Here is a 20,124-nt window from a genome sequence, read left to right as displayed (position 1 = left end):
CGGGGCGTTGTGACAATGTAGGAAACGGAGGCAATTGTATTGACTGAGATTTTCACCCTTGATTCGGTTGCAAGCGGTTTGCGCGTGCGAACGCTTGTGATCAATCTCGTCGACCCGCTCATTGACGCAGGGGATACGGCGATGGCAATTAACGCCACCATCCAGACGCTCGACCACGAACTGATCGGCACCTTCGATTCGGACGCGATCTTTGATTACCGCGCCCAGCGCCCGATCGTGAGCTACGCAGATGGCCGCATCGTGGGTGTGACGATGCCGGAGGTGCGCCTCTCGCTCGTCACGGACGTCCAGGGTGAAAACTTCCTGTACCTGACCGGCCAAGAGCCCGATTTTCGCTGGAGCGAGATCGCCGACACGATCATTCACATCATCAACCGCTTCGAGGTTGAGCAGGTGTACTCCTTCGCAGCGATGCCAGCGCCCGTCCCGCACACCCGTCCCGTTGATATGCTCATCCGCTCCACGCTGACGGCCGACGAGCATCCCGTGGTCGAAGGCTTTGCCGAGCACCTGGCCGAACTGTCGGACGTGTTCGAGTACCGGGCAGCCGAGGAAGCGATCCCGGTGTTGAATATTCGCGTGCGCGTGCCGTTCTATCTGGTGCGCGGGGAGAGCCCGTTCTTCGCGGGTGCGCTCGCGGCTATCAAGATGCTCGCCGCTCGCGGCGGCCCGACCTTCCCGCTTGGCGACCTCGAACAGCTTGAGGACAACCAGCAAAAGGCGATCGCCGAACTGCGCGCCGACGGCTCGGACTTCCACTCCCTCGTCAAGAAACTCGAGCAGGACTACGACGAATCGGAGCTCGGCTTCGTCACGAACGAGGAAACGGTGCCGCGCATCCCGTCGTCGGACGAAATCGGCGACGCCGTGGAGCAATTCCTCGCCAGCCACGACTCCTCTCCGCTCGACCGGGTTCACAAGCACAAGCAGGATCCGCACTACTCGGACGATCTGAGACGCATAGGCCAAGACCTGCGCAACGGACGTAGGGTGATGCGTGAGGGCGATACTCCGCCCGCCGAACAACCACCCGAATCTGACTCTGACACCACAGAAGCAGAAACCACAGAAGAAACCGAGGAATAATGAGCCGCCACAAAGTGGCAGTTTTCGTTTGGCTGATGGCCGTCGCGGTGTATGCCGTGGCAGTCGCCGGGCGAACGTCCTTCGGCGTCGCCGGACTAACGGCTATTGATCACTTCGAGATCAATGCGACGACGCTATCCCTCTTTACCGTCGTGCAGGTCGGCGTGTATGCGGCCGCGCAAATCCCAGTCGGCCTGCTACTCGACAAGTACGGTCCGCGAATACTGCTGGGCAGCGGCGCGCTCGTCCTCGCCGTGGGCCAGATCGGCATGGCAATGTCCGACACCGTGGGCCTTGCCCTCGCCGCCAGATTCATGGTGGGGCTGGGCGACGCCACGGCGTTTACCTCTGTGATTCGCCTCGTGCCATCGTGGTTCTCGCCCCGGCGCGCACCGTTATTCACTCAGCTCACGGGCATCGTGGGCGGCATGGGTCAGTTCATTTCCTCCGTGCCGTTCGCATTCATGCTGGCGAACGTCGGGTGGGCTCCCGCTTTCGGTGGTTTGGCCATCATGGGCTTCGTGATCGCGGCGCTCGCGTTCGCGTTCATCCGCGATACTCCGCGGAAATGGACGATCACACACATCGAGGAAGACGATGAGGATTTGGCTCGCCAGTTGACCTCCACCGTCTCAGACGCGGACGACATGACGGTCGGTCAAACTCTTCGCGAGCCCGCATCGTGGCTCGGCTTTTGGACCCACTGGTTAGGAAACTTCCCGCAGACCGTCTTCCTCCTCCTGTGGGGCGTGCCCTTCCTCCAGATCCATCAGGGGATGGGGCAGGCGGCAGCGTCTGGCATCCTGCTCGTCGTGACGGGCGCGGGCATCGTGTTCGGCCCGATCGTCGGCGAACTGACGGCCCGGCATTCGATGCGGCGCATCTGGATCGTCAACGGAACGGCCATCACCCTTGCGCTCACGTGGGCGATCGTTCTCCTGCTCCCGGCGCCCTCGCCGCTGTGGCTGACCATCGTGCTCCTCGTGGTGCTCGCTGCATCCGGGCCGGCCTCCAGTATCGGTTTCGACTACGCGCGAACGTCGATCCCTGCGCGCCGGCTTGGCACCGCCAACGGGCTGGTCAACATGGGCGGATTCATCGCCGGACTCATCACGGCCTGGCTGATCGGCGTCGTCCTCGACTGGAGCTCGCAAGGCGCGCCGCTCGAGGCGGGCGACTTCAAACTGGCGATGAGCACCCAGCTATTCGCATGGACGCTGGGCATGATCATGCTCGAGGTGTTTCGAAGCAAGACGCGTAGGCGCGACGCCGAACGCGGGATTCACGTGCCGCCGCTGCGTGACGTGATTGCGCGATATCAGGCGAAATTCGAGACGCGTAAGGCGGAAGCGAAGGCCCTCAGGGCGGAAGCCAAAGCCCTGAAGACAGAGGCGAAAGAGCAAAAAGCTGCCCGCAAGCAGGCGGACCGCAAGCAGACGGAACGCAAACAGACCGAGGCGGACAGCCAGCGAGCCCAGTCCGACGAGCGAGATTCCCGCTCCTAGCTAGGCGGGCCGATCGCCGTCGTGCTCGGCGGGTGACCAGCCGATGTCGCGGTCGTAGATAAGTCGCGCGCCGATCGCGGCTTCTTCAAGTCGAGCCTGACCGACGACGATGGTCGGGAGCGGCAAGCGCCGAACGTGGCGCGAGATCTCCTCGAGCGGTAGGGGCCGATGAGCGGCCAGCAAAATAACGTTGCCGAATCGCCTGCCCTTGACGATGGCCGGATCGGAAATCGCCGCAATGTGCTCGAATGACTCCCCCAGAGCGCGCACCTCGCGATAGACGGGTGCCAAGCCCGCTTCGCCCGCGACGTTGAGGCAGTACAGCCCGTCGCTGGTCAGCAGGCTCGCCGCTTTGGCGTGAGCCTCAACCGTGGCGAGGTGATGGGGGATCCGGCCCGCCGCGAAGGCGTCACGCACGATGAGGTGCCATGAGCCCTTGTTGGTGTCGAGCGTGACGCGGGCGTCTTCAGCGCGGATGCGCAGGCGCGGGGCGGATGGCAGATCAATCCACTCGCGTACGAGGGCCGCCATTTCGGCGTCGATCTCAATGGCAAGCTGGCGCGAGTTCGGGCGGCTCGCCTCGAGGGTTCGCGCGAGGGCGCAGCCGGCGGCTCCCAGGTGTAGCGCGCGAAGTGGCTGCCCGGCTGGGAACATCGCGTTGGTTGCGATCTGGATGTGCTGCATGTACTCGAATTCGAGATACGACGGATCGGCGAGGTCTACGGCGGATGATTCGACGCCGTCAACATAGATCGTGAGAAGATCGCCGGTTCGGTCAAGATCGATCGAGGACATCGACGTTCGGACAGAAAGAGAAGCATCATTTTTCTGACGAGGCATGCGATCAGTCTATCCCGTGAACCTGCGTGGCCCGCTAATCCTGTTAGTACGGCAATCCTGCTAGCTCGGCACTCCAGCTCGTACGGCAATTCCGATAGCACGGCAATCTGTGCGACGCATGAGCTACGGGCGCCGATGTGTCGGAGGTAGCCAGTAAGCTGGTTGGTGAAGGGAGGAGCCATGTCGAGAGGCCCACGAAGCCAAGACGCGCGGAAGAATTGGGGAAGCGACGATTCGCAGACCAACATTTTGCACGTCGACATGGATGCTTTCTTCGTATCTGTCGAACTGCTCAAGCGCCCGGACCTGCGGGGCAAGCCCGTCGCCGTCGGGGGTCAAGAGCGGGGAGTGATTGCCGCGGCGTCGTACGAAGCACGCAGATATGGCGTGAATTCGGCGATGCCGGTCAATCAAGCCAAGCGCCTGTGTCCGCATCTGATTATTTTGCCCACGAGCCATGGCGTGTACGGGAAAGTCTCGAAGAGGATCATGACGATCCTCGAGGGCGTCACGCCGCTCGTCGAACCCATCTCGGTTGACGAGGCCTTCCTCGACGTGACCGGCGCCCGCAAAATCTTCGGCACCCCGGTGGAAATCGCGCGGCACATCCGCAAGGAGATCCGCGAGAAGGAGCACGTGCCAGCATCCATCGGCATCGCCTCCACCAAGCACGTCGCTAAAATCGCCTCCGCCCACGCCAAACCCGACGGGCTCCTCCTTATCCCGCACGATCAAACGCTGCCGTTCCTGCATTCGCTACCCGTCGGAGCGTTGTGGGGCGTTGGCCCGGTCTCGCGCGAGAAACTTGAGCGTAAGGGCATCCAAACGATCGGCGATCTCGCCGCGCTGGGGGAGCGTCACCTGCGCCGGATGCTCGGCGAGGCATCGGGTACGCAGTTGTACGCGCTCGCGATGGGCCACGATCCGCGCCGCGTCACCCCGCACACCGTGGAAAAGTCGATCAGCAGGGAGCAGACGTTCTTCGATCCCATTACCACGCGCGAGGAAGCGGAGCGCATGCTCCTTCACCTGTCCGACGACGTGGCGCGCAGGCTCCGGCGCCATTCCTTCGTCTCGTGGACGATCGGAATCAAGGTCCGCTCCTTCGCAAACTTCTCCACGATCTCACGCTCGGTCACCCTCGGCGGTCCCACCGACCTCGCCCACGACGTGTACGAGGCCGCGCGCAGGCTGCTCAGTGGCGTCGAGATTCCGCCCGGCGGGATTCGCCTCCTCGGGGTCAAGGCGGAGAACCTGGCACACCCCGACGACGGGATTCAGCTCTCGATCGACGACGACGGCCGGCGCGGCAAAGCGGAGGCCGCAATGGATTCCGTTCGCCAAAAATTCGGGGGAACGAGTCTCAAACCGGGATCGCTTATCGGCGGTTTCAACGATCCGCGCTCACTGCAATAGGTATTTCGTCAAAGGCGTGAACGCTGGCTTTAGACCGATTGAAACTTACTGTATCCTGATTAAACCGACCAACCCTGGGAGATAAACATGGCTCTTTCTGATTACGAGCGCAAGATGCTCGAGCAGCTTGAGGCGCAGCTTGCTGACGATGATCCGAAGCTGGCTGAGTCGCTCGCGTCAAAGGAGAATTCTGCCAAGCAGGCGGCCGTCTCCCCGAAGCACCTTGTTGTTGGCCTGATCGTGGCAGTCGTTGGACTGCTCATCGTCCTCGGTGCGGTTGCCATCGAGATCATTCCGCTGGGCGTTCTTGGATTCCTCGTTGTGTTCGGTGGCCTGTGGTACCTATCGGCAGGCATGACGCGGGTGGAGGCTCCCGCCGGAGCTGCTCGCCCGCAGCGCCAATCGCGCGCGTCGTTCATGGAACAGCAAATGGAAGAGTGGCGCAAGCGCCAGCAGGGCTAAACCCTCGGCGATTCGTTCGGCGTAGATGCATCTTCATCAATAGATGGAGATGCATTTTCTTGTGTGGTGCCATCCAGATGCAGGCGCTCGGCGCCCGCAGCCAAGTTCGCGCGCTCGACGTCGTCGCGGTATCCGGTGAAGACAAGCGAACGAGACCCGTTGCGACGGACCAGGCGGATCATGCCCGAGAGCGCGTAAATGGCGATGGCCACGCCCATGTATTCGAAGAATTCCTCAACGTGCATGATGGCGTGCAGCTGCCAAGACCTATCTCCGTAGACGTCCTCGAGATGGCCGCCCACAGTTTCGAGGCCGATGGCGCCCGCAAGGAACACCGCGCCGCCGGCGATGACGCCGATGGTGACGGGCCGGGGCAGTGAGAGCACGAAGGGCAACAGCGCGAGGGCGACGACGATCGCAATGATGACGCCGACGATCACCCACCTATATGAAAAGACATCAAAGGGAAGGTACTGCGCAATTGCGCTGCCGGCTGCGTAGAACTTCTCGTGGATGGTCGCCGTCTCGTCCATTGAGGCAAACGCGGCGATCGCGCCAAAGGCGTACCAATATCCGCGCTTCGAATGGGCGAGGACGCCCGCAGTGAACGCGAAGAATGCCAGAAGGAGCCAGAGCGCGGAGGCGAACCATGTGGCGACGCTGAGCTCGCGGCCGACGTGAACCAGTTGTTGAAACGTCCCGTGCCACCGATCAGTATCCCAATCGCGGTGCATAAGCAGCGCGGTGCTCATCGCAGACGCGAGAGTAAACGCCACCGCCACGCTCGTTAGCGTGATCAAGAGTGCTCGCGACCCCTTCGCGTCGCGAGCATGCGTGCGCACGTCAGCCACCTGTTCTCCTCACCGTGCTCCACATAGTGGGGCTCCACATCATGGGTTTGTCTAAGCCGCCAGACTAGAGCCGGCTCATGAGAGACACCCTAGTTAATAATGAGAGAAATCTTGGTGTCACACGTGAACAGTGCGTGAACTAACTCCACAACCCTCCACTTCCCGCCGCATCGCCGCGCCCGACTTCAGTGAGGACAGACGAACCGGCGTCACATCACAGGCACACCGCCGAATAGCGCCCATAAACCACGCACAGAGCGATCATCTGTGGCGCAATTATCGCAAAATCCCTCCACCGGATCTTTCCGCTTAATTGTGCGAAAAAGTTTTAATCAATTGCGTGTTCCCTCTTGCTTATGGAGTGAAGTGGAGTAAAGTGGAGCCAAATTGGGAAAGGGGGTGGCAGATGTTCCTCGGCACGTACGAACCACGACTCGATGACAAAGGGCGGTTGATCCTCCCCGCGAAGTATCGAGATCAGCTTCAGGGCGGTCTGGTGATGACGCGCGGTCAAGAGCACTGCCTCTACATCTTTCCCATGTCGGAGTTCGAGAACATGCTCGAGCGCCTCAACCAAGCGCCGATGACATCCAAGGAAGCCCGCACCTACAAGCGCGTGTTTCTCTCGGGTGCCAACGACCAGATCCCGGACAAGCAGGGGCGCATTACCATCCCGGCGGCCTTGCGCGAGTACGCGGATCTTGATCGCGAGGTTGCGGTCATTGGCTCGGGCGCGCACGTCGAGGTGTGGGATCTGGGCGAATGGAACTCGTTCCTGGGCGCGAACGAATCGGAGTTTGCGGATAGGGAAGACGAGCTCATCCCGGGCGTGTTTTAACCCCGAGATCGGTTGGCCTCCCACCGATGTCCTGAGGTAATTCCCCAACTTCAGGCCAACGGTGGTGGACCAATCGGTCTCATAGAAACGAAGGAGGATCGGTGCGCACCGCTCATAACAACGCATTGCACGTACCGGTCCTCACCCGTACCCTCATTGACCTTCTCGCGCCTGCCCTCGAGGGCGAGGCGCTGCTCATCGACTGCACGCTCGGCATGGGCGGCCACTCCGAAGCATTCCTCAGCGCATTCCCCGAGCTTCGCGTGGCGGGCATTGACCGCGATCCCGCCGCTATTCGCCTCGCCTCCGAGCGCCTTGAGCCGTACGGCGATCGCTTCGTCGCAGTTCACACCACGTACGACGACGTCGATCTCGTCGCCGCCGAGCACGGGCGCGATGGTAAGGCTGACGCCGTACTCATGGACCTCGGCGTCTCCTCACTGCAGCTGGATGAGGCCGATCGCGGCTTTTCCTACGCCACGGACGCGCCACTGGACATGCGGATGAATCCCGAGGCCGGCCAGAGCGCCGCGGACATCCTCGCCACGGCCAGCCACGCGGAGATCACCCGCATCCTGCGCGTGTACGGGGAAGAAAAGTTCGCCGCGCGCATCGCCGACGCGATCGTTCGTCGTCGTGAAACAACGCCGCTGACCCGCACGGGAGAGCTGGCTGACATCGTTCGCGAGTCGATCCCCGCCGCTGCCCGGCGAACGGGTGGCAATCCCGCCAAACGCACGTTCCAAGCGCTGCGCATCGCCGTCAATGAGGAGCTAGACGTCCTAGAAGTGGCCGTTCCGCGCGCAATCGAGGCGATTCGCGTGGGCGGGCGCCTCGCCGTGGAGTCTTACCAATCGTTGGAAGACCGCATCGTCAAAGACGCGATCGCCCACGGAACCACGTCGACGACGCCGGCGGGGCTGCCGGTCGAACTCGACACCCACAAGCCCTACCTTCGGGCGCTTCATCGCGGAGCGCTCAAGGCCGACGACGCCGAGATCGCGGCCAACCCACGCAGCGCGTCTGTTCGCCTGCGCGCGGTTGAACGCGTCGCACCCACTCCAGACCACCTGTTCAACCCCGAGCATGACCGAGGTAACCGATGAGCACAGCACTCAACACCCAGCGCGCGTTCTCCGCACCATCCTCACGCCCCGTTATCGAGATGCCGGGGCTCACGGTCGTGCCCACCCCTGCTCCCGCCCGCGGCTTCTACGGCACGGTCATTGTGTGCCTGGCAATCCTGGTCGGATCGTTAGGCGGAGCATTTCACCTCAACACGCTCATGATTCAGGGCGCTTATGACGTGAAAAACATTAGTGTGGAACTGAATGAAGTTGCCGCCCGCGAAGCAACCTTGGAAAAGGAAGTCATCGGGGTGTCGACTCCCAACGAATTGCGTGCTCGTGCTGACGCGCTCGGTCTTGTTCCGGCTGAAGGCGCTCTCCACGTTGATCTTGAAACTGGGGTGATCACCGCCCCGGCTGAGAAGTAGGGGACCGGTGTATGGCTAGGATGCGGGACCAACAGGTCGGAGCTGTCATGAAGGAGAGCTTCCGCCGCGGTCTTGGCTCCGGTAAAGGACCCGATCATCAGGCGAGCGCGCTGACGAGAAAGCGCCTCACGTCCATCACGGTGCTCGTTCTCGTTGCCGCGATCCTGCTGTCAGTTCGCCTGGTGTACCTGCAGGTTGTTCGGGCTGACACGCTGTCGGAGACGGCACGCGAGTTTCGCTCTCGCTCCTATCCGTTAGAGGCCAAGCGCGGCGACATTCTCGACGCGAATGGCGCGATTCTTGCCACCTCGCTCGAGCGGTACAACGTGCGCGTGGACCAGACGGAGATCGTCGATTACGTGAGCCGCGATGAGGACGGCAACATTGATGGCGCGGGCGCTGCGGCTGCGGCGCGCAAGCTTGCCCCTTACGTGAGCATGGATCAGGCCGAGCTCGGCGGCTTCCTCATGGGCGGGGAGAACAAGAGCCAATGGCAGCTGCTGATTTCCGACATCTCCCCAGAGGAGTGGCGAGAGATCAACAACCTCGGCATCCGAGGCGTCTATCCCGAGCGCTTCATGCAGCGCCAGTACCCGAACGCGAACACCGCCGGCACGGTTCTGGGCTATCTCGGCGAGACCGAGGAGTCAGCGACCCCCGAGGGGCGAGCTGGCATCGAGCAGAGCTACAACAACGTGCTCGCCGGTACTCCCGGCTCGGTGGAGTTCGAGGTCGGGCCAAGCGGAACGGTGTTCCCCAACTCCGATCGGCACGAGACCCCCGCAGTCGACGGCGGTAACGTCCACCTGACCATTGACCGCGATCTTCAGCGCGCCACGCAAGACGCGCTCGACGGCGTCGTTGCTAATAGCGGCGCCGAATGGGGGACGGCCATCGTCATCGAGGTTGGCAGCGGGCGTGTGCTCGCCCTCGCGGACTCGAATGCGCCAGATCCCACCAATCTCTCGGCAACCGATCCCAAGCACTGGAACTCGCGAGCCGTCTCCGCGGTTGTCGAGCCGGGATCGACGGGCAAGGTCATCACGTACTCGACGGCGCTGAACGAAGACGCCGTCGAACCCCTCGACCTCTTCCTCGTTTCCACGCCCATGGAGATGCCCAACGGCGAGGTCATCCGAGATAACGATCCGCATCCGGCCGAGATGATGACCGTGGCGGGCACGCTCGCGAAGTCCTACAACACCGGCCTCGTTCAGATCGGCGATCTCGTGCCGGACGAGACGCGCTACCAGTACCAGCTGGACTTCGGACTCGGGCAAAAGACGGGCATTGAGCTACCCGGCGAACAGGCCGGGCTGTTACATCCTGTCGAGACCTGGGGCCCGCGCGAGCGCTACACCAGCATGTTTGGCCAGTCCTGGAGCGCCACCACACTCCAGCTGGGGCAGATGATGTCCGTGGTCGCCAACGAGGGCGTGCTCATCCCGATTCATATCGTTGACGGCGTGGAGTCCCTCGACGGCGAGTACACGCCGACGACGGTCGGCGAGTCGCGTCAGGTGATCACCCCCGAGACGGCCGACGAGATGATCGCGATCATGCAGGCCGTGACCCAGCCGTATTCGACCGGCTGGCGCGCGCGAGTTGATGGCTACAACGTGGCCGGCAAGACCGGTACGGCGCAGGTGCCGGACGCGAGCGGCGCGCTGACGAAGCGTGCCGGAACGTTCGTCGGGACGATTCCCGCCGAAGATCCGCAGATCATTTTCGCCTCGGTCGTCTACAACGCGGCGGGCGCGGGATACGGCGGCGACACGGCCGCGGTTGTCTTCGCCGAAACCGCTGAATTCGCCATGCGCCAGCAGAAAATCCCGCCCTCGACCGAGGAGCTCGTGCGCCTGCCGTGGACCGAAACAGAACTGAACGAGGGAATTCCCGATGCGCCCTGAGACCACACCCGAGCTCACGCTCACCCAGATCGCGGACGAACTTGGAATCACGGCGGCATCGGACGTCGTGATCAGCGGCGTCAGCGCCGATAACCGGGCGATTCGCCCTGGAGATCTTTTCGTCGCCAGCCGCGGTCAGACCGTTCACGCGGCGCGGTTCGCGCCGTCGGCGATTGACGCGGGCGCCGCGGCCGTCCTAACCGACGCCGAGGGTACCCAGATGATCGGCGAGGTCCAGGTGCCCGTGCTCGTGGTTGACGATCCTGCCCGAAGCGCTGGCAAGGCCGCATCGATCGTGTACGGCAATCCGTCGGCGACCCTCACCACCTTCGGCATCACCGGCACGAACGGCAAGACATCCACCGCGTTCATGATTGATCACCTGCTACGCGAACTTGGCCGCGTGACCGGGCTGATCGGCACGGTGAGCGTCAAGATCGGGGGCGAGGTTGTTCCCGCCGCGCTGACCACGCCACAACCTGTCGACCTGCAGGCCATGCTCGCCACCCTCGTTGAGCGCGGCGGCACCGACCTCGTCATGGAGGTCTCCTCGCACGCGCTCGAGCAGAAGCGGACGGATCCCGTGCGCTTCGACGTTGTCGGATTCACGAACCTGACCCAGGATCATCTGGACTACCACGGCACCCTCGAGGAGTACTTCGCGATCAAGGCGACGCTGTTCGACACGGAGCATTCAGTGCGTGGCGTGGTGATCGTCGACGACGACGCCGGGCGCCAGCTTTATGAGCAGGCCACGGCGGAGCGGCCCGGAGCGGTGGTCTCGCTCTCGCTGACCGGGAACGAGGCCGATTGGTCGGTGGCGAGCGAGGGGCAACAGTTCACGCTCGAGGGTCCGCGCGGAACGCTAACCACCCACACGGACCTGCCCGGCAAGTTCAATGTGGCAAACGCGGCGCTCGCGATCGCCATGGTCATCGAGTCCGGGGTGGATGCGCAGGCGGTGGCCACCGCGCTTACGCCCGGCGGGATGTCTCCGGTCATTCCGGGACGCATGGAAGTTGTGGGGGACCGGCCCTACACCGTGGTCGACTTCGCACACAATACCGACGCGCTCGACAAGGCGATGAGCGCGCTGGCGGGCATACGACCGGGCAAACTCATCGTGATCACCGGCTCGGCGGGCGATCGTGACCGCGGAAAGCGGCCGATGATGGCCCGCGTCGTCGCCGAGCACGCAGACCACCTCATCGTCACCGACGACGACCCGCACACCGAAGATCCCGCGCAGATCCGCCGCGAGGTCATTGCCGGAATCCCCGAGGGCTTTTCGTGGGAGGAGATCGGGGATCGCGAGGAGGCGATCCGCTCGGCAATCCGTGACGCACATGACGATGACGTGGTGCTCATCGCGGGCCGTGGCCATGAGACAATTCAGGACGTTGCCGGGCACGCTATCGAGATCGATGACCGTGAGATAGCGCGCGACGCTCTAGCCCATCGAATGGCGGAAAAACCATGATTCCCATAACCCTTGCTCAGGCTGCCCGCGACGCCGGCAGCGAGGCTGGCGCTGACGTGATGGTCACCGGCGTCGTCTCCGATACCCGCCAGATCACCGGCGGCGAGCTGTTCGTTGCCATCGCGGGTGAACGCGTGGATGGATCGACGCTGGCTGGCGCCGCGATCGAGGCCGGGGCCTCGGGCGTGCTCACGGCCGATCCGCAGCTCGCAGCTGACTCGGGCGCGCCCGCCGACCGCATTATCGCCGTCGAGGATCCGCTCATCGCACTGGGCGCGCTCGCGGGCGAATCCCTGCGCCGCGCACGAGAGGCCAACCCGTCCCTCAAGGTCGTTGCCGTGACCGGTTCGGTTGGAAAGACGACGACGAAGGACCTGCTCGCCTCGCTCCTGGCCATCCGCGGGCCAATCATCGCCCCTCCGGGATCGTTCAACAACGAGCTCGGCCTGCCACTCACGGTGCTGCGCGCTGGCGAGGACACCGCGACCCTGGTCCTGGAAATGGGAGCCGACCACATCGGCAACATCGACTACCTCACCTCGATTGCGCCCCCGGACGTGTCCGTGGTGCTCGCCGTGGCGCGCGCCCACCTGGGTGAGTTCGGCGGCATCGAGAACGTTGCCAAAGCGAAATCGGAGCTGGTCACGGGGACGAAGCCGGACGGCGTCGTCATCTTGAACGCACACGACGATCGCGTCCGCGCGATGGCTAACCTCGCAACGGCAGAGGTGCATTACTTTGGCATGCAAGGGCTACCCGGCCCGCACGCGGAAGACGTGCGCCTCGATGCGCTCGGCCATCCGCAGTTCACGCTGGTCACATCCCGCGGCCGGGCGGAGGTGACATTGGGGCTCGTCGGAGCGCACCACGTGTCTAACGCGCTCGCGGCAGCGGCCGTGGCGGACGCCTTCGGGATCGGACCCGAGGAGATCGCCGCGACCTTGGCCCAGACCGGGCCAGCGAGCCCCCACCGCATGGCCGTCACCGAGCGAGATGGCATCCTCATCATCGACGATTCCTACAACGCGAACCCCGATTCGATGCGCGCAGGGCTCGACGCTCTCGAAACCCTAGGCAAGGGTCGGCGCAAGATCGCCGTCCTGGGCGCCATGCTCGAGCTCGGCGAGGCGTCGGATGCCGAACACGCCGCGATCGGGGAGTATGCGTGCAAGTCGGGCGTCGACGTCGTCGTGGCTGTTGGACAGGAGATGGACGCGCTCGTGGCTGGCGCGAAGGCGGGCGGAATCGAGGTCGTTGAGACCGGCGCGGACACTGCTATCGACGCGCTTTCCCCGATAATGGCGGACGGTGACGTAATCTTGTTCAAAGGTTCGAATGGTTCTGGTGTGTGGCGCGTTGCGGATGCGCTCGTGGGGAAGGAGAGCTAAATGCTCGCGATTCTCATTGCGCTTGCCACGTCGCTGACAATCGCATTGTTTGGAACCCCGCTGTTCGTGCGCTTCTTGAAGAGCCGTTCCTACGGGCAGTACATCCGCGAGGATGGCCCGACCACGCATCTAGTCAAGCGCGGTACGCCCACGATGGGCGGCATCGTCATTATCGGCGCCACGGTCATCGGCTATACGCTTGCCAACATCCTCACTCAGCGCGGGCCCAACGCCTCCGGTATCCTCCTGCTCGGGCTTATGGTTGGCCTCGGACTGATCGGATTCCTCGACGACTTCGCGAAAATCCGCAACGAGCGCTCGCTCGGCCTGACCCCGATGGCCAAGATCATCGGTCAGGGCGTCGTGGGTATCGCGTTCGCCGTGGCCGCGCTTCAGTTCAAGAACGAGCTCAACCGCACGCCCGGATCGATGCGCATTTCTATCGTGCGCGATACGGAGATCAACCTCGCCTTCGCGGGCGTTGCCATCGGAGTCATCCTCTTCGTCATCTGGGCAAACTTCCTCATCACCGCCTGGTCCAACGCCGTCAACCTCACCGACGGCCTCGATGGTCTAGCGGCCGGCGCCGCCTCCATCGCCTTTGCCGCCTACACGATCTTGACCATTTGGCAGTCCTACCAGTCGTGCCTGTCCGTGGTGAATCCCGCGGCCGGCTGTTACGACGTGCGCGATCCGCGCGACCTTGCGATCATCTGCGCCGCCATCGTGGGCGCGTGCCTCGGCTTCCTGTGGCACAACACCTCGCCGGCGGCGATCTTCATGGGGGATACGGGCTCCCTCGCACTCGGCGGCGCGTTCGCGGGCGTCTCGATCCTGACCCAGACCCAGTTCCTCGCCGTGCTCATCGGCGGCCTGTTCGTCATCATCGTCATGTCGAACGTCATTCAGGTGGGATCGTTCAAAACCACCGGTAAACGGGTGTTTAAGATGGCGCCGCTTCACCATCACTTCGAGCTCAAGGGCTGGAAGGAAGTCACGATCGTCGTCCGTTTCTGGCTGATTCAAGCCCTTCTCGCGGCCGGAGGTATGGGACTGTTCTACGCCGAATGGCTGGCTCAACAATGACGCGGACCATTCCAGGCGCCGGCGCACTCGACGATCTGCGGATCGCTGTTCTGGGGCTGGGCATATCCGGGCGCGCGGCTCTCGATGCGTTGGCGTCGACGACGTCGGCCGAGCTTTCTGCGTGGGACGCAAAGAGCGAGGCGCGTGCGGACTACGAGTACCTCGACGGCGGCGCCGACGCCGACGCCTCGGCCCTCATGGATGCGCTCATCGCGTGGAATCCGGACGCCGTCGTGATCGCACCCGCCTTCCCGATGGTGGGACTCGAGTGGACGAGGCTACGCGAAGCCGGCGTGCCCGTGTGGTCTGAGATTGAGCTGGCATGGCGGCTGCGGGCAGCGCGCGAGGACGGCGAGTTCGCGCCGTGGCTGGCGATCACCGGCACCAACGGTAAGACCACGACAGTCTCGATGCTCGAATCAATCCTCCAAGCGGCGGGCCTGCGCGGGCGCGCTGTCGGAAACGTGGGCACCCCCGCCGTCGCCGCTGTCTCGTCGACTGCCGATGACGCGCCGGATGCCTTCGCCTTTGAGCTTTCCTCATTCCAGCTCGCCGCCACGGACTCGATGGAGCCCGCGGGCGCGATTTGCCTCAACTTCGCCGACGACCACCTCGAATGGCACGGAACTCGCGAGCACTACCGCGATTCGAAGGCCAGAATCTACGAGAACGTGCGCGGCGCCCGCATCTTTCCCGCGGGGGACCGCGCTGTGGAGTCGATGGTGCTGGATACTCCGAACGGCGGCGGCGCCACGAACGTGGCGATCGTCCTGGACGTGCCGGCGCCCGGCCAGATCGGCCTCGTCGAAAACCTCATTGTGGACCGCGCGTTCGTCGACGACCACGCGCAGGCAGCCCAGCTCTTCGAGCTGACGGACATCGGGCATCTTGCCACCGACGACGGGGTGCTCCCGCTACACATTCTCAAGGACGCCCTAGCTGCCGCGGCACTCGCGCGCTCGATTGACATCGCGCCCGAGCACGTCGCCCGTGGCCTTCGAAGCTTTTCGGGCGGGCACCACCGGATCGAAACCGTCGAGACGATCGCAGGCGTGCGCTACGTCGATGACTCCAAGGCGACGAACGCTCACGCGGCCGAAGCCTCGGTGCGCGCGCTCAGCTCGGCCGTGTGGATCGTCGGCGGGCAGGCCAAGGGGGCGCGCTTTACCGAGCTCGTCGCCAAGGTCGAGCCTCATCTGCGAGCTGTGATCGTGATCGGCGTCGACCAATCGCCCTGGCGCGAGGCCCTCGAAGGCGTTACCGTACCCGTTCACTACGTGGCTCCCGACGCGGCTGATCCGATGAGTGAAGCCGTACACGTGGCGAGCGAGCACGCACAGGAGGGCGATACTGTCATCCTCGCCCCGGCAAGCGCCTCGATGGATCAGTTCACCTCTTACTCCGATCGCGGGGAGCAGTTTGCCGCCGCGGTCCGCGCACTCGGAGGTGAACATGCCAGTTCTTGAATCCTCGGCCCTGACTGATAAGGGGGAGTCTCAGCGCGACGCCGTCCAACTCGGACTTCTCGTCGTCCTCATCACCACGGCGGCGCTCATCCTGATCGGCCTGATCATGGTGTTTTCGGCAACCGCGCCCTCCTCGATCCGGTCGGTGGATGCGAATCCGGATCAGCGGCTGTTCTCGGTGGCCATGCGTCAGGTGGTCTCAACCTTTGCCGGCCTTGTGTTTGGCGGTGTGCTCGCCATGCTCCCGCCCAAGCTGTTCAACTCGAAACTTGCGCACGCGGCACTCGGCCTCGGCGTCGTCCTCCAGCTTGCCGTGCTCGTTCAAGGCGGCGAGGGCGTGGGCGGCAATAACAACTGGCTCGACATCGGACCCCTCGCGATCCAGCCCTCTGAGTTCCTCAAGCTCGCGATGATCGTGTGGCTGGCGTTCATGCTGGGTAGGCTCTCGCTCAAAGAAATCCAGACGCCACAAACACTTGGGCTTCCCATGGTGGGCTTCGCCCTCGCAATCGGCGTGGTCTCATTGGGCGGCGATATGGGCACCGCGCTCATCTTCGCCCTGATTGCACTCGGAATGTTCTGGCTCGCGGGCATGCGAGCAAAACACCTCATCATCCCCATGATTATCGGCGCGTTCCTCGCAGGCCTGTTCGTGGTGGCCCGCCCCTCCCGACTTCGCCGAGTGGGAGACTTCTTCGGCGATCTCGTCAATCTCCCCGATATCTACTCGCCCACGCAGATCGAGTTCGCACAGTTCGCGTTCGGCTCGGGTGGCATCACCGGCGTCGGCATCGGCGCGGGCAAGGAGAAGTGGTGGGATCTCAAGGAAGCCCACACTGATTTTATCTTTGCCGTGATCGGTGAGGAGATCGGGCTCTTCGGAGTCCTGACCGTCATCGGTCTATTCCTCGCGCTCGGCTGGGGCCTGAAAGAAATCGCGTTCAATCACCCGGAGCGCTACGGCCAACTCCTCGCCGGCGGCGCTGCCATGTGGCTATGCGGTCAGGCGTTCGCCAATATGCTCGTGGTCGCCGGGCTACTTCCCGTGTTCGGCGTGCCGCTCCCATTCATCTCCTACGGCGGCAGTTCGATGATCGCCACGCTGGGAATGGTCGGCATGATCGCCGGATGCGCTCTGAGCGTACCTGGAGTCAAGGAAGCCTGGAGCGTTCGCGGTAGGCTAGCGCAAGGAGTCAGAACACTCGTGAGGAGAAACGGATAATGGCGAACATCGTACTCGCTGGTGGAGGCACTGCCGGTCACGTCAATCCTCTGCTGGCAACCGCGAACGCCATCCGCGAGGAGAGCCCACAAAGTCACGTCGTGGCCATCGGTACCGACGCCGGCCTGGAAACGACACTCGTGCCCGAGGCCGACATCGCGCTCGAGACCATTGAGCGCGTACCTCTTCCCCGATCTGTCTCGCTCGATATTGTGCGCCTACCGATGAAGATGCGCTCGGCGATTTCGGCAGCGGGATCCATTCTCGATCGCCACAAGGCGGACGTCGTGATTGGTTTTGGCGGATACGTCTCGACGCCGGTCTACCTCGCTGCGAGAAAGCGCAAGATTCCCGTGGTGGTTCACGAAGGCAACGCGCGTCCCGGCGTCGCAAATAAGGTTGGTGCTCGGTTTGCCGCCACGGTCGCGCTGACGTTCCCGTCCACGCCGCTTCGCGCGGCGAAGGGGATCACGGTGAGCGTGGGCTTGCCGCTCAAGCGCGAGATTGAACAGCTCGCGGCACGGCCCGGTGGCCGCAGGGCCGCTCGGCGCGAGTGCGCCGCCCGGTTTGGGCTCAACCCTGACGAGCCGATCATGCTCATCACCGGTGGCTCGTCGGGCGCCCAGCACCTGAACGACGTGTTCTCTGAGGCTGCCGCGGATATCCGCGCGGCCGGCATCCAGGTTATTCACGTGACGGGACGAGACAAGGACGCGCCGGTACGCGAGGCGGCGCCCGACGCCGGATACGTCGTGCTCGACTACCTTGACGACATGGAAAGCGCCTACGCCGCTGCGGACCTCGCGGTCTCGCGCGCTGGCGCAGGTATGGTCGCCGAGCTGTCGGCTCTGGGTCTTCCCGCCGTGTTCGTGCCGCTGCCGATCGGAAACGGTGAGCAGGCGCTGAATGCGAAAGACGTGGTCAACGCCGGCGGCGCGATCATGATCGACAATAAGAAACTTGACGCGGATGTCGTGCGCGAGCGCATCATCCCGCTCTTCGAGGGCACCACGCTCGAGAAAATGTCCGAGCGATCCACGGGAGTCTCGCCTCTCAATGCCGCGAGCCGCCTTGCCGGAATCGCCCTGCACCTGACCGAGGTCGTGCGATGAAGTACCACCTCATCGGCGCTGGCGGCGCCGGAATGTCCGTCGTCGGCCAGCTCCTTGTGGAGGGCGGCCACGAGGTAAGCGGATCTGATCGCAGCGATTCGCCGAACTTGGCGCGCTTGGCTGCGGCCGGCGGACGCGTGTTCGTTGGCCACGACGCCGTGAACGTTCCCGAGGACGCCGTCGTCGTTGTTTCTACAGCCATCAAGGCGGATAACCCGGAGCTTGCCATCGCCAACTCGCGCGGCCAGCAAGTCATTCACCGCTCGCAGGCGCTCGCGATCGCGGCCGAGTCCAAGGATTTTATTGCGGTTGCCGGAGCACACGGAAAAACGACGACGTCGGGCATGCTCGCCGTGGCATTCGAGCACCTTGGTCTCGATCCCTCGCGGGCCATCGGCTCGAGCCTGGCCGGCGGAGCCTCCGGCGGGCATCTGGGGAGCGGATCGATGTTCATTGCGGAAGCCGATGAATCCGACGGCTCGTTCCTCAACTACGCGCCCCGCGTGGCGCTCGTGACTAACATCGAGCCCGACCACCTTGACCACTATGGCTCGGAAGCCGCCTTCCACGAGGCGTTTGACGAGTTCGCTCGCCGGATCGAATTCGGCGGCCTGCTCATTTGCTGCGCTGACAGCCCGGGCGCGCTCAGCCTCGCGAAGAGATCGCGCGACGCCGGAATTCGCACGTGGACGTACGGGCGCGGCGAGGGCCTCGAGCATCACGCGGCGATCACCGATGTTGACGGCGGCGCGGACCTTCAATTCCGCGGCAAACCCATCGAACTTCGCCTTGGCGTTCCCGGCGCGCACAACGTACTCAACGCGGTCGGCGCTCTGCTGGTCGGAATCGAGCTGGGGCAGGACCCGCAGGAGATGGCCGATGCTCTTTCGCACTTCCACGGCACGGGCAGGCGCTTTGAGCTGCGCGGTCAGAAGGCGGGCAGGCGCGTTGTTGATGACTACGCCCATCATCCGACGGAGGTGCGCGCGACGCTTCAGACTGCGCGCGCCGTGACTGAGGCAGGGGTGCGGGTCGTCTTCCAGCCGCACCTGTATTCGCGAACAGAGATCTTTGCCCAGGAATTCGCGGACGCGCTCGCACTCGCCGATTCCGTCGTGGTCACCAGCGTCTACGCGGCGCGCGAGGTACCCGAGGACGGGCGCGACGCCGATGCGATCACCGAGCTTTTGCCGGGCGCCGAGCTCGTGCCCGATCGCCACGACGCCGCGCGTCGTATCGCCGAGCTGTCGAACCCCGGCGATATCATCCTCACCATGGGCGCGGGTGATATTACGGAGATGGCCGACGTCGTTCTGGGAGCCCTATGAGGGCCCCGCGTCAGCCTCGTCAGCCGCGTCGCCTGACGCCACAGTCGAATCAGCACCGTGAGGGCGGGGGAGAACTTCCTGCCAAAAAGCGCCCCACGATGGAGGACCATGTTCCGACCGCGCCGGCGCCGCCACCGACCGAGTGGGATGCGGACTGGGACGACGGCGAGGGCGTGGTCTATGCCGACTCACCCGATAGCGCCGAGGAAGCCGAGTGGAGCGACGTCGACGATGGCGCAGGGTTTGAAAAGGGCGCAGTGCGCGACGACCCAGAGCCTGACGACGCGACAGAATCGGACGGCGCCGAGCCTGACCGAAACGAATCTGATGGCGAATCATCCGGCCACGCGGCGCGCGGTGGAGGGCTAGCCCGGCTCAAAGACGCCGGCGCGGGCGCCCGTGAGCGTGCAGTCCAAATGTGGTCAAGCACTGCTGAGCGAGTCCGGGAACGTAACGCCGGAGGCGAGGAACCGATCATCATCGGCGAGTCGGTGAGCTTGGACGCTCGCCGAAGTGAACGGCGTCGTGAAATGCGAAAGATCCGCCTCAAGCGGGTGGGCATCGGCGCGGGAATTATCGCGGTCGTGTTGCTCATCAGCTGGGTGCTGTTCGGCTCGC

At 63.9% G+C, this 20,124-nt stretch carries 18 protein-coding genes; 16 read left to right on the top strand and 2 right to left on the bottom strand.

All coding sequences use genetic code 11. From position 1 onward, the window contains the following. Positions 1-39: 39 nt before the first annotated feature. Complete coding sequence (locus tag ACHFFR_RS07565) at positions 40-1,107, top strand: PAC2 family protein (RefSeq protein ID WP_394263658.1); 1,068 nt, start codon at positions 40-42, stop codon at positions 1,105-1,107. A gap of 14 nt (positions 1,108-1,121) precedes the next feature. After that, complete coding sequence (locus ACHFFR_RS07560; RefSeq protein WP_394263657.1) at positions 1,122-2,612, top strand: MFS transporter; 1,491 nt, start codon at positions 1,122-1,124, stop codon at positions 2,610-2,612. Here ACHFFR_RS07560 and ACHFFR_RS07555 read toward each other — a convergent pair whose 3' ends face one another. Then, a complete protein-coding gene (locus ACHFFR_RS07555) occupies positions 2,613-3,452 on the bottom strand; it encodes a spermidine synthase (RefSeq protein ID WP_394263656.1) in 840 nt (279 codons plus the stop codon). It lies immediately after the preceding gene. Between the two features lie 180 nt (positions 3,453-3,632). On the opposite strand from ACHFFR_RS07555, the gene dinB reads away from it, so the two are divergent. Beyond that, positions 3,633-4,868, top strand: a complete 1,236-nt coding sequence (gene dinB / locus ACHFFR_RS07550; protein ID WP_394263655.1) for a DNA polymerase IV — start codon at positions 3,633-3,635, stop codon at positions 4,866-4,868. A gap of 87 nt (positions 4,869-4,955) precedes the next feature. Beyond that, positions 4,956-5,330, top strand: a complete 375-nt coding sequence (locus tag ACHFFR_RS07545; protein ID WP_394263654.1) for a DUF3040 domain-containing protein — start codon at positions 4,956-4,958, stop codon at positions 5,328-5,330. Here the strand turns inward: ACHFFR_RS07545 and ACHFFR_RS07540 are convergent. Continuing rightward, entirely contained in the window at positions 5,327-6,181 is an 855-nt protein-coding gene (locus ACHFFR_RS07540) for a hypothetical protein (protein ID WP_394263653.1), read from the bottom strand. The two genes, ACHFFR_RS07545 and ACHFFR_RS07540, sit on opposite strands and share 4 nt — an antisense overlap. A gap of 406 nt (positions 6,182-6,587) precedes the next feature. Here ACHFFR_RS07540 and mraZ point away from each other — a divergent pair, with 406 nt between their 5' ends. The 12 genes from mraZ to ACHFFR_RS07480 form a co-directional block, all read left to right on the top strand. Next, positions 6,588-7,019 carry a division/cell wall cluster transcriptional repressor MraZ gene (mraZ, locus tag ACHFFR_RS07535; protein WP_394263652.1) on the top strand — a complete coding sequence of 144 codons (432 nt, stop codon included), beginning with the start codon at positions 6,588-6,590 and terminating at the stop codon, positions 7,017-7,019. A gap of 101 nt (positions 7,020-7,120) precedes the next feature. After that, a complete protein-coding gene (rsmH, locus tag ACHFFR_RS07530; protein WP_394263651.1) occupies positions 7,121-8,125 on the top strand; it encodes a 16S rRNA (cytosine(1402)-N(4))-methyltransferase RsmH in 1,005 nt (334 codons plus the stop codon). Next, the gene (locus ACHFFR_RS07525; protein WP_394263650.1) at positions 8,122-8,514 is read left to right on the top strand and encodes a hypothetical protein; all 393 of its coding nucleotides are present in this window, start codon (positions 8,122-8,124) and stop codon (positions 8,512-8,514) included. Before rsmH ends, ACHFFR_RS07525 begins: the two co-directional genes overlap by 4 nt. Before the next feature lie 11 nt (positions 8,515-8,525). After that, positions 8,526-10,424: a peptidoglycan D,D-transpeptidase FtsI family protein gene (locus tag ACHFFR_RS07520; RefSeq protein WP_394263649.1), complete on the top strand. Its 1,899-nt coding sequence runs from the start codon at positions 8,526-8,528 to the stop codon at positions 10,422-10,424. Next, positions 10,414-11,904, top strand: coding sequence for a UDP-N-acetylmuramoyl-L-alanyl-D-glutamate--2,6-diaminopimelate ligase (locus tag ACHFFR_RS07515; RefSeq protein WP_394263648.1), 1,491 nt, complete (start codon positions 10,414-10,416; stop codon positions 11,902-11,904). Before ACHFFR_RS07520 ends, ACHFFR_RS07515 begins: the two co-directional genes overlap by 11 nt. Continuing rightward, the gene (gene murF, locus ACHFFR_RS07510) at positions 11,901-13,292 is read left to right on the top strand and encodes a UDP-N-acetylmuramoyl-tripeptide--D-alanyl-D-alanine ligase (RefSeq protein ID WP_394263647.1); all 1,392 of its coding nucleotides are present in this window, start codon (positions 11,901-11,903) and stop codon (positions 13,290-13,292) included. Before ACHFFR_RS07515 ends, murF begins: the two co-directional genes overlap by 4 nt. Then, positions 13,293-14,378: a phospho-N-acetylmuramoyl-pentapeptide-transferase gene (gene mraY, locus ACHFFR_RS07505; RefSeq protein ID WP_394263646.1), complete on the top strand. Its 1,086-nt coding sequence runs from the start codon at positions 13,293-13,295 to the stop codon at positions 14,376-14,378. Next, a complete protein-coding gene (gene murD, locus ACHFFR_RS07500; protein ID WP_394263645.1) occupies positions 14,360-15,844 on the top strand; it encodes a UDP-N-acetylmuramoyl-L-alanine--D-glutamate ligase in 1,485 nt (494 codons plus the stop codon). Before mraY ends, murD begins: the two co-directional genes overlap by 19 nt. Further along, positions 15,831-17,066, top strand: a complete 1,236-nt coding sequence (locus ACHFFR_RS07495) for an FtsW/RodA/SpoVE family cell cycle protein (protein WP_394263644.1) — start codon at positions 15,831-15,833, stop codon at positions 17,064-17,066. Before murD ends, ACHFFR_RS07495 begins: the two co-directional genes overlap by 14 nt. Next, positions 17,066-18,178 (top strand): undecaprenyldiphospho-muramoylpentapeptide beta-N-acetylglucosaminyltransferase, encoded by a 1,113-nt coding sequence (murG, locus tag ACHFFR_RS07490; RefSeq protein ID WP_394263643.1) that lies wholly within the window; start codon positions 17,066-17,068, stop codon positions 18,176-18,178. The genes ACHFFR_RS07495 and murG overlap by 1 nt, the downstream gene beginning before the upstream one ends. Beyond that, the gene (gene murC, locus ACHFFR_RS07485) at positions 18,175-19,506 is read left to right on the top strand and encodes a UDP-N-acetylmuramate--L-alanine ligase (protein ID WP_394263642.1); all 1,332 of its coding nucleotides are present in this window, start codon (positions 18,175-18,177) and stop codon (positions 19,504-19,506) included. The genes murG and murC overlap by 4 nt, the downstream gene beginning before the upstream one ends. Positions 19,507-19,604: 98 nt before the next feature. Beyond that, on the top strand, positions 19,605-20,124 hold a 520-nt coding region (locus tag ACHFFR_RS07480; RefSeq protein WP_394263641.1), incomplete at its 3' end, for a hypothetical protein.

The organism is Trueperella sp. (assembly GCF_043424875.1).
Taxonomy (GTDB): domain Bacteria; phylum Actinomycetota; class Actinomycetes; order Actinomycetales; family Actinomycetaceae; genus Trueperella.
This window is presented reverse-complemented; position numbering and strand designations above follow the sequence as displayed.